Annotated in this window: 16 protein-coding genes; 11 read left to right on the top strand and 5 right to left on the bottom strand. The window is 59.6% G+C overall.

The features are described from left to right. Window positions 1-10 precede the first annotated feature (10 nt). Complete coding sequence (locus tag E4P01_RS03910; protein WP_078821934.1) at window positions 11-973, bottom strand: alpha/beta fold hydrolase; 963 nt, start codon at window positions 971-973, stop codon at window positions 11-13. Between the two features lie 143 nt (window positions 974-1,116). On the opposite strand from E4P01_RS03910, the gene aroC reads away from it, so the two are divergent. The 4 genes from aroC (at window position 1,117) to E4P01_RS03890 (ending at window position 4,468) form a co-directional block, all read left to right on the top strand. Continuing rightward, window positions 1,117-2,208 carry a chorismate synthase gene (aroC, locus tag E4P01_RS03905; protein ID WP_032880139.1) on the top strand — a complete coding sequence of 364 codons (1,092 nt, stop codon included), beginning with the start codon at window positions 1,117-1,119 and terminating at the stop codon, window positions 2,206-2,208. A 90-nt stretch (window positions 2,209-2,298) separates the two neighbouring features. Continuing rightward, complete coding sequence (locus E4P01_RS03900) at window positions 2,299-3,462, top strand: MFS transporter (RefSeq protein ID WP_032880141.1); 1,164 nt, start codon at window positions 2,299-2,301, stop codon at window positions 3,460-3,462. After that, the gene (locus tag E4P01_RS03895; protein ID WP_078821932.1) at window positions 3,459-3,989 is read left to right on the top strand and encodes an acireductone dioxygenase; all 531 of its coding nucleotides are present in this window, start codon (window positions 3,459-3,461) and stop codon (window positions 3,987-3,989) included. Before E4P01_RS03900 ends, E4P01_RS03895 begins: the two co-directional genes overlap by 4 nt. 209 nt (window positions 3,990-4,198) lie before the next feature. After that, complete coding sequence (locus tag E4P01_RS03890; RefSeq protein WP_032880144.1) at window positions 4,199-4,468, top strand: helix-turn-helix transcriptional regulator; 270 nt, start codon at window positions 4,199-4,201, stop codon at window positions 4,466-4,468. Between the two features lie 58 nt (window positions 4,469-4,526). Here E4P01_RS03890 and E4P01_RS03885 read toward each other — a convergent pair whose 3' ends face one another. Continuing rightward, window positions 4,527-4,805 (bottom strand): DUF3509 domain-containing protein, encoded by a 279-nt coding sequence (locus E4P01_RS03885; protein ID WP_003172952.1) that lies wholly within the window; start codon window positions 4,803-4,805, stop codon window positions 4,527-4,529. A 405-nt stretch (window positions 4,806-5,210) separates the two neighbouring features. Here E4P01_RS03885 and E4P01_RS03880 point away from each other — a divergent pair, with 405 nt between their 5' ends. The 5 genes from E4P01_RS03880 (at window position 5,211) to E4P01_RS03860 (ending at window position 10,975) form a co-directional block, all read left to right on the top strand. After that, window positions 5,211-7,037: a long-chain-acyl-CoA synthetase gene (locus tag E4P01_RS03880; RefSeq protein ID WP_078821930.1), complete on the top strand. Its 1,827-nt coding sequence runs from the start codon at window positions 5,211-5,213 to the stop codon at window positions 7,035-7,037. A 106-nt stretch (window positions 7,038-7,143) separates the two neighbouring features. After that, window positions 7,144-7,659, top strand: coding sequence for an ankyrin repeat domain-containing protein (locus E4P01_RS03875; protein WP_032880147.1), 516 nt, complete (start codon window positions 7,144-7,146; stop codon window positions 7,657-7,659). A 40-nt stretch (window positions 7,660-7,699) separates the two neighbouring features. Next, window positions 7,700-8,230, top strand: a complete 531-nt coding sequence (locus E4P01_RS03870) for a hypothetical protein (protein ID WP_078821928.1) — start codon at window positions 7,700-7,702, stop codon at window positions 8,228-8,230. A gap of 68 nt (window positions 8,231-8,298) precedes the next feature. Beyond that, a complete protein-coding gene (locus tag E4P01_RS03865) occupies window positions 8,299-8,490 on the top strand; it encodes a PLDc N-terminal domain-containing protein (protein WP_003172956.1) in 192 nt (63 codons plus the stop codon). 397 nt (window positions 8,491-8,887) lie between these two features. Next, a complete protein-coding gene (locus E4P01_RS03860) occupies window positions 8,888-10,975 on the top strand; it encodes an LTA synthase family protein (RefSeq protein WP_005789904.1) in 2,088 nt (695 codons plus the stop codon). A gap of 55 nt (window positions 10,976-11,030) precedes the next feature. On the opposite strand, the gene E4P01_RS03855 is transcribed toward E4P01_RS03860, so the two are convergent. Continuing rightward, window positions 11,031-11,183, bottom strand: coding sequence for a DUF3309 family protein (locus E4P01_RS03855; protein WP_003192767.1), 153 nt, complete (start codon window positions 11,181-11,183; stop codon window positions 11,031-11,033). A gap of 329 nt (window positions 11,184-11,512) precedes the next feature. On the opposite strand from E4P01_RS03855, the gene E4P01_RS03850 reads away from it, so the two are divergent. After that, window positions 11,513-12,328: an SDR family oxidoreductase gene (locus tag E4P01_RS03850; RefSeq protein WP_216091884.1), complete on the top strand. Its 816-nt coding sequence runs from the start codon at window positions 11,513-11,515 to the stop codon at window positions 12,326-12,328. 127 nt (window positions 12,329-12,455) lie between these two features. Further along, the gene (gene csrA, locus E4P01_RS03845) at window positions 12,456-12,659 is read left to right on the top strand and encodes a carbon storage regulator CsrA (RefSeq protein WP_005789902.1); all 204 of its coding nucleotides are present in this window, start codon (window positions 12,456-12,458) and stop codon (window positions 12,657-12,659) included. A gap of 9 nt (window positions 12,660-12,668) precedes the next feature. Here csrA and E4P01_RS03840 read toward each other — a convergent pair whose 3' ends face one another. Both E4P01_RS03840 and E4P01_RS03835 read right to left on the bottom strand, forming a co-directional pair. Continuing rightward, window positions 12,669-12,896, bottom strand: coding sequence for a YheU family protein (locus E4P01_RS03840; RefSeq protein WP_003192759.1), 228 nt, complete (start codon window positions 12,894-12,896; stop codon window positions 12,669-12,671). 75 nt (window positions 12,897-12,971) lie between these two features. Beyond that, complete coding sequence (locus E4P01_RS03835) at window positions 12,972-14,156, bottom strand: osmoprotectant NAGGN system M42 family peptidase (protein ID WP_005789901.1); 1,185 nt, start codon at window positions 14,154-14,156, stop codon at window positions 12,972-12,974. Between the last annotated feature and the right edge of the window lie 50 nt (window positions 14,157-14,206).

Raw genomic sequence — 14,206 nt, 5'->3', positions numbered from 1 at the left:
AAATTGTCGCTTAACGGGGTTGAAGTCCGTCGATAAACGCGACGATACGCTGGCCCAGTTCCGCAGCCAGGGGCAGTTTCGGGTCATTATAGGACGCCAGTTGCTGCTTCACGTTGTTGGGCACGATGCGCATCACGTGGTTCATGCCTTCGATAACCGTCAACTGCGCGTCGGGCTTGGCGTGTTTCAACTGCTGGGCATCCGCTACGCCGACCTGAATATCGTTGGTGCCCTGGATGATCAACGCCGGCATGTTCAGCCTGGCGAAGGCGGCCGATGGGTCGGCGCGGAACAGGCTGATCAGATAAGGCTGCACGCTTGGTCGGAAGATGCCTTCGAGTGGGCGCGGCACGTCGGCATCCACTTGGCCGGCCTTGAGGTGGACGAGGATTTCATTGCTGCGCAACAACAGGGCAGGGGGCAAGTGATCGGCCAGTTGCTGGCGAATCACCTGGTCTACCGGGCGGGCGCTGCCCGATAGGGAAATCACCCCGGCCGGCGCCAGTTGCGGCGCGGCGAGGGCGGCTACCAGCGCGCCTTCGCTATGGCCCAGCACAATCAACGGGCCCATGCGCTTGTCGGCCTTGAGCAGCTTGCCCCAGGCCACCGCATCGGACACATAGGCGTCCAGGGTGAGGTTGCGCTCATCCGGCGTGGCGGCCAGGCTGGCGGCGACCCCGCGCTTGTCGTAGCGCACGCTGGCGATGTTATGCCGGGCAAGCACCCAGGCCAGGCGCTTGAGGCTGTCATTGCGGGCGCCGTCGGCGCTGTTGCCATTGCGGTCGGTAGGGCCGGAGCCGGCGATGATCAGCACCACAGGCACCGGTTTGTCGGACTGCGGCAACAATAATGAGCCAAACAGTTGGCCGCTGCCGGTGTCCAGGCTGATAGGGCGTTGCAGTACCACAGGGGAGGCGGCCTGGACCGCGGCGGTAAACAGGGTAAGGGTGAACAGCAGAACTCGCAGCATCATCGCGCCATCATCAGTGAGGTGCCGGTTGGACCAATGTCTACCGGTAAGGTTTCGAGGATGAACTAGTCGGTTAGCCTGCGTATACTGGCCGCCTTAAGTTATTACGGTTGACTTGATTCAACTGATTTCACGGAGCGCCCTGCATGTCCGGCAATACCTTCGGCAAGCTGTTCACTGTCACCACCGCGGGCGAAAGCCATGGCCCGGCGTTGGTCGCCATTGTCGACGGCTGCCCACCAGGCCTTGAGCTGTCCCTGGACGACCTGCAGCGTGACCTCGACCGCCGCAAGCCCGGCACCAGCCGCCACACCACCCAGCGCCAGGAGCCGGACGAAGTCGAAATCCTTTCCGGGGTGTTCGAGGGCCGCACCACCGGCTGCGCCATTGGCTTGTTGATTCGCAACACCGACCAGAAGTCCAAGGACTACTCGGCAATCAAGGATGTGTTCCGTCCGTCCCATGCCGACTACACCTACCACCATAAATACGGCGAGCGCGACTACCGTGGCGGTGGCCGCAGCTCGGCGCGTGAAACCGCCATGCGCGTGGCCGCCGGTGCCATCGCCAAGAAATACCTGGCCACCCAAGGCATCGTCATCCGTGGCTACATGAGCCAGTTGGGTCCGATTGAGATCCCGTTCAAGAACTGGGACAGCGTGCAAGACAACGCCTTCTTCTGTCCCGACCCGGACAAGGTGCCGGAGCTGGAGGCCTATATGGACCAGTTGCGCCGCGACCAGGACTCCGTCGGTGCCAAGATCACCGTGGTGGCCGAAGGCGTCAAGCCGGGCCTGGGCGAGCCGATCTTCGACCGCCTCGACGCCGAACTGGCCCACGCGCTGATGAGCATCAACGCGGTCAAAGGCGTGGAAATCGGCGCAGGCTTCGCCTGTGTTGCCCAGCGCGGAACCGAACATCGCGATGAGCTGACGCCTGAAGGTTTCCTCAGCAACAATGCGGGTGGCATCCTTGGCGGTATTTCCTCCGGCCAACCGATTGTTGCGCACCTGGCGCTCAAGGCGACCTCAAGCATTACCACACCGGGCCGTTCGATCGATGTACACGGCAACCCGGTGGACGTGATCACCAAGGGCCGTCATGACCCGTGCGTCGGCATCCGCGCCACACCGATTGCCGAAGCCATGATGGCCATCGTGTTGATGGACCACCTGCTGCGCAACCGTGGGCAAAATGCCGATGTGCGCGTGACCACACCGGTACTGGGCCAACTGTGATCGCCGCCGGCAAGCGAGCTTGCCAGGGTGAGTGCGCTTGTTGTGGCGAGCGAGCTTGCTCGCGCCGGGCTGCGAAGCAGCCCCAATAAAATGACCCCACCGCTCCCATACTGGCGCCTTTCCAGCTTTTACCTGTTCTACTTCGCCCTGCTCGGGGCGACGGCGCCGTTCCTGGCGTTGTACTTCGATCACCTGGGCTTTTCCAGCGCGCGTATCGGCGAACTGGTGGCCATCCCCATGCTGATGCGCTGCGTGGCGCCTAACCTGTGGGGCTGGATCGGCGACTTCACCGGCCGGCGCCTGGCCATTGTGCGATTTGGCGCGGCCTGTACCCTGGCCAGTTTCTGCCTGATCTTCGTCAGCAAGACCTACGCCTGGCTGGCGATGGTCATGGCCCTGCACGCATTCTTCTGGCACGCGGTGCTGCCGCAGTTTGAGGTCATCACCCTGGCCCATCTGCACAAGCAAACCTCGCGCTACAGCCAGATCCGTCTGTGGGGCTCCATCGGCTTTATCCTCACTGTAGTGATCATGGGGCGGCTGTTCGACTGGCTGAGCCTGGATATCTACCCGGTCGTGGTGGTAGTGATCATGGCCGGCATCATCGGCGCCAGCCTGTGGGTGCCCAATGCCCAGCCTGCCAGCCATGGCAATCGCTTGGCCGGTGACGGTTTCCTCAAGCAATTGCGCAGTCCCGGGGTGCTGGCGTTCTATGCCTGCGTGGCATTGATGCAAATGAGCCATGGCCCGTATTACACCTTCCTCACCCTGCACCTGGAACACTTGGGCTACAGCCGTGGCGTGATCGGGATGTTGTGGGCCCTGGGGGTGGTGGCGGAGGTCCTGATGTTCCTGGCCATGAGCCGTATCCTGGCGCGTTTTTCGGTGCGCCGGGTGCTGCTGGCCAGCTTTGTGCTGGCGGCGCTGCGCTGGTTGCTGCTGGGCTCCTTTGCCGAATTTTTCTGGGTGTTGCTGTTGGCGCAGCTCCTGCACGCAGCCACATTCGGCAGTTTTCACGCGGCGGCGATTGCCTTTGTGCAGCGCAGCTTCGGCGACCGTCAGCAAGGCCAGGGCCAAGCCCTGTACGCTGCCTTGGCCGGTACTGGCGGTGCCCTCGGCGCCCTGTATTCCGGTTATAGCTGGAACCTGCTGGGCCCGACCCTGACGTTCAGTATCGCCAGCGTCGCTGCGCTGGCCGCCGCCATTATCATTGGCCTTCGATTGCAAGAGCCGAATCAAGGAACCGTGCAATGAGTTACGTAGCCGTTTACCACATCGCCACCGCGGACACACCCAACAAGGTGCTGACCCATTTCGACGACATCCAGTCGACCCTGGCCGAACACCGCATAGGCTTTGAACGTTGGCAGCCCAGCGTTATCGAGAAAGGCGCCAGTGACGCGCAAATGATCGCGGCGTACCGTCCACAGATCGATGCGCTCGGCTATGCCACGGCGAAGGTGATCAGCGTGACGGGCGACCATCCCCAGATGCATGAATTGCGTGACCCGTTCCTGGTAGAGCGCACCTATCGTGAAGATAACGCGTATTTCTTCATCGCCGGCCAGGGCCTGTTCATGCTGCATGTGGGTGATTATGTATACGGCGTGCGCGCCGAGAAAAATGACCTGTTGGTTATCCCGGCGGGTATGTCGCACTGGCTCGACATCGGCGAGAACCCGCACTTGGTGGCGCTGCGTTTGTTCAACACCGCCCAGGGCGAGGTGCCGACGTTCAGCGCAGATAACATTGCCGCGCGTTTTCCAGGGTTGGACGACTAAGCATAAATATCTAAATGTTCAACCCGGGCAAGTTGGAACTTGTTGTGGGAAAACGCCTGAATATTCGTAGGGCGAAGCTGTTTGTTCTGTGTTGTACGCTTTCACTCCGCTGGTTATGTAACTCTCTGTGCGGCGCCAATGTTTATGTCATCTGTCAATAGGAGGAGTCCGAAAGGCGGTGCCGCATCAGCAGATATAAGGAGAGAGCGATGAGCAGCCCAGAGCAGACGTGTGCCCCCATCGATAGCGTGCCGACGGCTATCAGAAAACGCCTGAACTTGTCCGGCAAGCCCCTGACCCCAACGGAGCTGGAAATCCTGCGGTGGGCTTCCGAGGGCAAGACCATCTGGGAGATCAGCCAGATTCGCGGCACCTCCGAAGCGGCGGTGAAGTTTCATCTGCGCAATATCTACGGCAAGCTGGACGTGACCAACCGGGTACAGGCGAAAAACGAAGCCACTCGCCAAGGCTTGTGCTGAAGGCACAAAAAAGGGCCGCGACGCTCAACGGCGTCGCGGCCCTTTTCATGTCTGTCGCTTATGCCGAATGGTAGGTCGGCAGCGCAAAGCGGTTCTGGCTTTGCAGCATGGAAATCTGCGGCAGCTCGCTGGCTTGTTCGGCCAGGTCACGGCGAATGGCGCTGATGACCCAGGTCAATTGATCGGCGGTGTGCAATTGCTGGTACGAGATCGAGCGCTTGACCTGTTTACCTTCGCTGTTGCGCAGGGTCAACAGGATCCCACCGTCAGGACGTGGCTGGGTGGTGACGTCGTAGTTGGAGAATACCGAAGCGAATTTATCTTGGATCAGGCTCATGTCTATCAGCTCCATTGGCTCAAGTTGGCAAGCATGGAGTGATAGGTGCAGTGATTGTGCCAGTATTGCTTAAAGAAAAAAGTCTTTAAAAATCAGATACTTATAAAACAATCGAATTTTCATTTTCGTGCAATTTGCATGAAAGGCCATCGTGCATCCTGCATTTTGCGTTATTTAGTCGGCGCCTTTGCGAAGGTGTCGGGCTTGCCTTACAGCTATTGACCGCCTTTTTTGCCGGAAAATTCCGTTGCCTGCGGCGACTGCCCTTTGGGATACAAAACTTTTCAAATCCCGCGTGTACAGCCCAAGAAGGGCTGACGTATTTTCCTGTAACGCATTGGCGAGTGCCTACGGGCTCGTCATGTATCTGGACTCGACCAAAAATAAGAAAAAGGAAGTCCCGCCATGAGCCATCGGCAAAACGACATGATTACCTGGGGCATGATGCTGCGAAAGGTGCCTGCCATCGTTCGGGCGCTCCCGCGTGTGGTACGCGGCATGCGCGCGGCCAATGTCACCGACCCCAGGCAATCCTGCGGCCTGGGCTGGCATTTCGAGCAAGCGACCTTGCGCAATCCTGACGGTGCCGCGCTGCTTTACGCTGACCAGGTGATCAGCTATCGCGACGCCAATCAGCAGGCCAATCGCATCGCCCATCACCTGCATGACCAGGGCATTCGCAAAGGCGACGTGGTAGCGCTGTTAATTGAAAATCGCCCCGAGTTGCTGCTCAACGTGTTGGCCGTGGCCAAGCTGGGCGGCGTCTGCGCCATGCTCAATACGTCGCAAACCCAGGGGACGCTGGTGCACAGCCTGACGCTGGTCGACCCGGTTGCCATTGTGGTGGGGGCAGAGTTGCTGAGCGCCTACGCAGCGGTGCGCGATCAGGTGCAGATCCCGGCCGAGCGCACTTGGTTTGTGGCGGATCAACCCGATGGCGCAGTTCCTGAGGGCTACATCGACCTGATGGCGGCCAGTGCCGGGCACCCGGTGGACAACCTTGCGATCTGCGCGCAGATTTCCTACAACGATCCCTGCTTCTATATCTACACCTCCGGCACCACCGGCTTGCCCAAGGCCGGCATCATGAAGCATGGGCGCTGGACCAAAACCGCTGTGAGCTTCGGCAGGATTGCCCTGGACATGGCACCGCACGACGTTCTCTATTGCACCTTGCCGCTGTACCACGGCACCGGTTTGTGCGTGTGCTGGGGCTCGGCCATTATCGGCGCGTCCGGCTTCGCCATTCGGCGCAAGTTCAGCGCCAGCCAGTTCTGGGAGGATGCGCGCAAGTTCAACGCAACCACCCTCGGCTATGTCGGTGAGTTATGCCGCTATTTGCTCGACCAGCCCCTCAGCGAACAGGATCGCGATAACCGCGTGACCAAGATGGTCGGCAATGGCCTGCGCCCCGGTGTATGGGCGCAGTTCAAACAGCGCTATGAGGTGGAGCATATTTGCGAACTGTATGCGGCCAGTGACGGCAATATCGGTTTTACCAACGTGCTGAATTTTGACAACACCATCGGCTTTTGCCTGCAGCATTGGGCATTGGTGGATTACGCCCCTGACACAGGTGAACCGTTGCGCGGCAGTGATGGGTTCATGCACAAGGTCTCAACGGGCGGGCAGGGCTTGTTGCTGGCGAAGATCGATGAAAAGTCACCGTTCGATGGCTACACCGACCCGCAAAAAAATCGCAAAGTGGTGATCAGCGACGTGTTCGAGAAGGGCGACCGGTATTTCAATACTGGCGATCTGGTACGCAGCATCGGCTTCGGTCATGCGCAATTTGTCGATCGCCTGGGGGACACCTACCGATGGAAGGGTGAAAACGTCTCGACCACCGAAGTGGAAAACGTGCTGCTGCAACACCCGCAAATCGCCGAAGTGGTGGCTTATGGTGTCGAGATCGCGAACACCAATGGCCGTGCTGGCATGGTCGCCATCACCCCGAGTGAGTCTCTGGCCGCCCTGGACATGCGCGAACTGCTGCAATTTGCCCACGGCCAGTTGCCGCACTATGCGGTGCCGCTGTTCCTGCGGATCAAGGTAAAAATGGAAACCACCGGCACCTTCAAGTACCAGAAAATGAAACTCAAAGAGGAAGCATTCGACCCCGCCAAGGCCGGCAATGACCCGGTGTACGCCTGGCTGCCAGGTTCGCAGAGCTACGTGCCGGTTACCGGGCAATTATTGGCGCAGATCCAGGGCGGGCACTTTCGTTATTGATTCTGGCTATGGCGGCTTTTGACAAAAAAGCCATGACAGGGGGGAACTCCATCGCGACACTGGGCGCCTTATTCAGTTACACAAGCCGCCTCAGCAAGGAGCCCCCATGTCAGATCAGCCTAAACAAATGACCGAAGACGAAGCCGCCGAATTTGCCGAGCAGGTCTTCGACGTGGCCCGCCGCGGCGATGCAGCCATGCTCGCTGCGTTGTTGACCAAGGGCTTGCCAGCCAACTTTCGTAACCACAATGGCGACACCTTGTTGATGCTCGCGGCCTACCACGGACACGCCGAGGCGGTAAAAGTACTGCTGGAATTCAAGGCCGACCCCTTGATCGCCAATGACAAGAACCAGTTGCCGATTGCCGGCGCGGCGTTCAAAGGCAACCTGCCGGTGGTTAGGGCCCTGATCGAAGGCGGTACGCCGGTTGAGGCGGCCTCATCGGACGGGCGTACGGCGTTGATGATGGCGGCGATGTTCAACCGCGTTGAAATGGTCGAATACCTGCTCGGTCAAGGCGCCAATCCCAAGGCTACCGACGCTCAAGGTGCCACAGCACTGGCTGCGGCACAGACCATGGGCGCGGTGGATACGGCGGCGCAGTTGCAGAAACTGGTGTAGGCTACGCGCCCTCGAAAACCCGCCCGCTACAGGATCGCCCATGAAAACCGCCCTCGTCGAACTCATCAGCAAAATCAGCGCCGGCGTCATGGCTGAGGACGAAGTGGCACGTATTGCCGACGAAGCGGCGCAAGCCTACGCAGACCCGGCCGCTTTCCTGGCGGCTAACCCGGATATCAACTACGACGACAGCTTCCCGATACCGCTGGGGGAGTGGGTGGTGGTCGGCAGCCTGCCCGACACGGTGTTGTTTCAGGCTGATACCTACGGCGACCTGTTCGCGCAGATCGTCGCCTCGTTTGGTCCGGGCGTGGCGTTCAATCTCAAGCCCAAGCAATTGACCAAGACTGAAGACCTGACCGCGTTGAACCGCATCCAGATTCAGATGAGCGCCTTGAGCCCGGAAGACGGCGGTTATGTGCTGATGAACTTCAGTCAGTTGCTCGATGATGAGATCCAGGCCGTATTGGTGTTCGGCAACGACCTGCCGCGCGTGCTGCAACTGTGCGTTGAAGTCGGCATCAAGGCTGAGCCGTCGCTTGAGGCATTGAAGATCGCCGTGCACGTCTGAAATTAAAACGGAACCCCCGCCAAGGCTGACTATCCTACAAGTGCATGCCCTCACTTAGGAGCGACACCATGGGTTCCACTTTCAACGGCCTGATTGGCCTGATCATCCTCGCGCTGGATATCTGGGCGATCATCAACGTGTTCAAAAGCGGCGCAAGTACGGGCGCCAAAGTGCTGTGGATCCTGTTGATCCTGCTGTTGCCGGTACTGGGTCTGATTATCTGGGCTATCGCTGGGCCACGCGGTAACGTGCGGATCTGAGCGCCTCACTCCTCCTGGAGTCGGCGCAGTCAATGTGGGAGGGGGCTTGCTCCCGATAGCGGTGGATCAGTGACAAATAAGCTCACTGACACACCGCTATCGGGAGCAAGCCCCCTCCCACATTTGTTCGAAAAATTTGTGTATCGAAATATTCGCTGTACAGAATTTTCACATTCCATCCAAGACAATTCGCCGGCTTTATTCGCCTGCCAAGGCTCTATCCCTGGGGCCTTTAAAGACACGACAAGGTTGCACGTTCAGTAATTAATAGCCTTGCCGGCCTTGATCGGGCACCATTTGTGCCACCGCGTAAACCGCTTACCCCAGCCAGCCTGGGCGAGGGCGGACGCCACTGCATTATTTCGCAACTTAAACTTCCAATGGGTCCTAAAACGACATGGCAAACCCGGACGCCCTGAATCAGCAGCGAGCTTCAAATCGCCTGCTGCAACCGACCGTCAAATCCCATCTGGCGTACACGCTGCTCTGCGCACTGGTCATGATGGTGATGTTCTCCCTGCTGCGCCTGGCGTTGCTGGTCTACAACCGCGAGATGATCCTGGACACGCCGGCCTCGACGTTCCTGGAAGCGTTTGCCAATGGCCTGCGCCTGGATATCCGCTTGGTGATGTACCTGCTGATCCCGTTGCTGCTGGCGTTGTTCAGTGTACGGGCCATGGCGGCACGGGGTTTCTTCCGTTTGTGGCTGACCGTCGTGTCCAGCATCGCCTTGTTCCTGGGGCTGATGGAAATGGACTTCTACCGTGAATTCCACCAGCGCCTCAACGGCCTGGTCTTCCAGTATGTGAAGGAAGACCCGAAAACCGTGATGAGCATGCTCTGGTACGGTTTCCCGGTGGTGCGCTACCTGCTGGCCTGGGCCGTGGGCACGCTGATCCTGAGCATGGCCTTCAAGGGCGCCGACCGTGCAACGCGCCCGCGTGGCCCGTTCAGCGGCGGTACGATCAGCACGCGCCAGGTGGCTCCGTGGTACAGCCGCATCGCTGTATTCGTGGTTTGCCTGCTGGTCGCCGTGGTCGCCATTCGCGGCACCCTGCGTCAGGGCCCGCCATTGCGTTGGGGGGATGTCTACACCACCGATTCGAACTTCGCCAACCAGTTGGGCCTCAATGGCACCCTGTCGCTGATCGCGGCGGCCAAGGCGCGGTTCGGTGAAGACCGTGCCAACATCTGGAAAGCCACCCTCGAACAACCGCTGGCCACCCAGACCGTGCGCGACATGCTGGTGTTGCCGAGCGAAAAACTGGTGGATACCGACACCGCTGCCGTGCGCCGTGATTTCACGCCGCCGGCCGAGAAAACCCTGCCGATCAAGAACGTCGTAGTGATCCTGATGGAAAGCTTCGCCGGTCACTCGGTAGGCGCGTTGGGGCGTCCGGGCAATATCACGCCGTACTTCGACAAGCTGACCAAGGAAGGCTTGCTGTTCGACCGCTTCTTCTCCAACGGTACCCACACCCACCAGGGTATGTTCGCCACCATGGCCTGCTTCCCGAACCTGCCGGGCTTCGAATACCTGATGCAGACCCCGGAAGGCAGCCACAAGTTGTCGGGCCTGCCGCAGTTGCTCAGTGCGCGTGATTTCGACGATGTGTATGTCTACAACGGCGATTTCGCCTGGGACAACCAGTCGGGCTTCTTCAGCAACCAGGGCATGACCAACTTCATCGGCCGTAATGACTTTGTCGACCCGGTGTTCTCCGACCCGACATGGGGCGTGTCCGACCAGGACATGTTCAACCGTGGCCTGGAGGAACTCAAAGCCCGTGAAGGCGGCAAGCCGTTCTACGCATTGCTGCAAACCTTGTCCAACCACACCCCGTACGCGTTGCCGACGCCATTGCCGGTTGAAAAAGTCACCGACCGTGGCAGCCTCAACGAGCATTTGACGGCCATGCGCTACTCTGACTGGGCCCTGGGCCAGTTCTTTGAAAAGGCCCGCAAGGAGCCGTACTTCAAGGAAACGCTGTTCGTGATTGTGGGCGACCACGGTTTCGGCAACGAGCAACAGATCACCGAAATGGACCTGGGCCGCTTCAACGTGCCGATGCTGATGATCGCACCTGGCATGCAGGAAAAGTTCGGCGTACGTGACCACACCGTGGGCACCCAGATCGACATCGTGCCGACCATCATGGGCCGCCTGGGTGGTGACACATTGCACCAGTGCTGGGGGCGTGACCTGTTGAACCTGCCGGAAGGCGACAAGGGCTTCGGCGTGATCAAGCCATCGGGCAGCGACCAGACCGTGGCCTTGCTTACCGCTGACCGCGTACTGGTATTGCCCAAGGAAATGCCACCCAAGTTGTGGGAATACACCCTGGGCGCCGAACCGACTGGCAAGGTGATCCCTGAGTCGCCGGACGAAGCTGCGCTCAAGCAGAAACTTGAGTCGTTCCTGCAGACCGCTACCAAGAGCCTGCTGGATAACACCGCAGGTGTTGTAGATGGTAAGCCGGACTAACTGACCGGCAATAAAAAAGAGGCCTCGATCGAGGCCTCTTTTTTTGTCCCGGCTTTTATATCTTGCCGAGCAACAACAGCACCAGCAGGACGACCAGCACCACACCCAGGATACCCGACGGTCCGTAACCCCAGTTACGCGAGTGCGGGAACACTGGCAGGCCGCCGACCAACAGAAGGATCAGGATAATGATTAGAATGAGGCTCATGGTTTTATTCCTTATAGGTTCTGTGCAAAAACCGGCTGTTTGACCGTTATCTCGTCCATGTGCATCGGGACGTCTTAACCATTCCGACTCATGCACTTCGCAGAAAATTCATTGTTTTTCTAAAACATTTTGATTAGTTGCTTATTTCTTTTAACCCGTGCGCAACTTGAACTAATCAGTTGAAAAAAATTGAACTTGGGCTATATGCGTGCCTGCGACCCGGCCCACGGTTTGCCTGGGGCATTCATCAATCTGATGGTGCGTGGGTGCGGGAAAAACCTTCGCTACACTGCCGGTCACTTCTTCGGTAAACCACAAGGCTACTTCCTATGCAAAATCGCATGATGATCACTGGCGCCGGGTCCGGCCTGGGTCGTGAAATCGCTCTGCGCTGGGCCAGTGAGGGCTGGCAGTTGGCGTTGTCGGATGTCAGTGGGCCCGGTTTGCAGGAGACCCTCAAACTTGTGCGCGAGGCGGGGGGTGAAGGGTTTATCCAACGCTGCGACGTGCGCGACTACAGCCAGCTCACCGCGTTTGCCCAGGCGTGCGAGGTCAAGCTCGGCGGCATTGATGTGATCGTCAACAACGCAGGCGTGGCCTCGGGTGGGTTCTTCGCCGAACTGTCCCTGGAGGATTGGGACTGGCAGATCGCAATCAATCTGATGGGCGTGGTCAAGGGCTGCAAGGCGTTCCTGCCGCTGTTGGAGAAGAGCAAGGGCCGGATCATCAACATCGCGTCGATGGCTGCATTGATGCAGGGGCCGGCCATGAGCAACTACAACGTGGCCAAGGCCGGCGTAGTGGCGTTGTCGGAAAGCCTGCTGGTCGAGCTCAAGCAGCAGGAAGTGGGCGTGCACGTGGTGTGCCCATCGTTTTTCCAGACCAACCTGCTCGACTCCTTCCGTGGGCCGACCCCGGCCATGAAGGCGCAGGTGGGCAAGTTGCTTGAAAGTTCACCTATTTCGGCGACCGATATCGCCGATTACATCTACCAGCGCGTGGCCGCGGGCGAATTCATGATCCTGCCCCATGAGCAAGGGCGCATGGCCTGGGCCCTGAAGCAGAAAAACCCGCAGTTGCTGTATGACGAAATGACGCTGATGGCCGACAAGATGCGCGCGAAGGCGCAGGTCGTTAAGGGCTGATTTGGATGGAGTCTGTCAGGCAAATTACCTACCTGTGTAGGTAATGCCTGATTTTCCAGCAAGCCATTGCCGGTCCATTTCCAAGGGCGCATGGTCCAGGTCCTGCTACTTGAAAAGGACACACGCCATGCTGGTCTTAAGCCGCACCATAGGCGAAGCCATCGCTATTGGCGATGACATCACCGTCTATATTCTCGAAGTGAACGGCACCCACGTGAAATTCGGTATCGAAGCCCCCGTGGGCGTCAATGTGCACCGCGCCGAGGTTTACCAGAAGATCCGCGAACGCCAGGGGCCCGTCACGCATCCCGTGTCGGTACCCAATCCTTAGGCGGGGTTTTCAGTCGAACAGGTGCTTGGGCACATCGTGCTTGAGCATCAGTTGGCATTGCTCGCTCTCGGGGTCGAAGACGATCAGCGCCTGGCCCTTGGTCAGTGCCTGGCGTACGCGCAGCACACGCGTTTCCAGCGGCGTGTCGTCGCCATTGTCGGTGCCGTCGCGGGTGACGAAGTCTTCGATGAGGCGGGTCAGGGTGTCGACTTCAAGTGCATCGTAGGGAATCAGCATACAAGCCTCAGGTGTCAGGTCCCGGCGATGCTACTGCGCCGGGACCTATGTTGCCAGTAGCAGCTGTCGCCGGCGTCAGGACTTGTTTCCGACCAGGCTGTCCACCGACGGCACGCGGGTGTCGCTCTCCATTTGCGTTTCATGCTCGATCTGATGACTGAACCGATCCAGGGAACCCTGGGCCGGTTGCGCATCGCTGGCAAAGACCGGCGGGCTGAGGATATAGGCGCCCAGCAAGCGACTCAGGGCGGCCAGGCTGTCGATATGGGTACGCTCGTAGCCGTGGGTGGCATCGCAACCGAAGGCCAGCAGGGCGGTGCGAATGTCATGGCCGGCGGTAACCGCTGAGTGCGCATCGCTGAAGTAATAGCGGAACAGATCGCGGCGCACCGGCAAGTCGTTATCGGCGGCCAGGCGCAGCAAGTGCCGCGACAGGTGATAGTCGTACGGCCCGCCGGAGTCCTGCATCGCCACGCTCACCGCGTGTTCGCTGGAGTGCTGGCCCGGGGCGACCGGGGCGATGTCGATGCCGACAAACTCGCTGACATCCCAGGGCAGGGCGGCCGCTGCGCCACTGCCGGTTTCCTCGGTGATGGTGAACAGCGGGTGGCAGTCGATCAGCAGCGGTTCGCCACTGTCGACGATTGCCTTGAGCGCGGCGAGCAGGGCGGCGACCCCAGCTTTGTCGTCCAGGTGACGGGCGCTGATATGCCCGCTTTCGGTGAACTCCGGCAGTGGGTCGAACGCTACATAGTCACCGACGCTGATGCCTAGGGAGTCACAGTCGGCACGAGTGGCGCAGTAGGCGTCCAGGCGCAGTTCCACATGGTCCCAACTGACCGGCATTTCATCCACTGCGGTGTTGAACGCATGCCCGGACGCCATCAACGGCAATACGCTGCCGCGGATGACACCGTTATCGGTGAACAGGCTGACCCGGCTGCCTTCGGCAAAGCGGCTCGACCAGCAGCCCACCGGTGCCAGGGTCAGGCGGCCGTTGTCCTTGATCGCTCGCACGGCGGCGCCGATGGTGTCCAGGTGCGCAGAGACGGCACGGTCAGGGCTGTTTTTCTGGCCCTTGAGGGTGGCGCGAATAGTGCCGCGCCGGGTCATTTCAAACGGGATGCCAAGTTCTTCCAGGCGTTCGGCGACGTAGCGCACGATGGTGTCGGTAAATCCGGTGGGGCTGGGAATGGCGAGCATCTCCAGCAGCACTTTTTGCAGGTAGGCGAGATCGGGTTCTGGGATGGTTCTGGTCATGGAAACTCCTGATGAGTTGAGGGCATCGATGGTTTCGATGATAGGGTTGA

The organism is Pseudomonas sp. NCIMB 10586 (assembly GCF_023127895.1).
GTDB lineage: Bacteria > Pseudomonadota > Gammaproteobacteria > Pseudomonadales > Pseudomonadaceae > Aquipseudomonas > Aquipseudomonas synxantha_A.
This window is presented reverse-complemented; position numbering and strand designations above follow the sequence as displayed.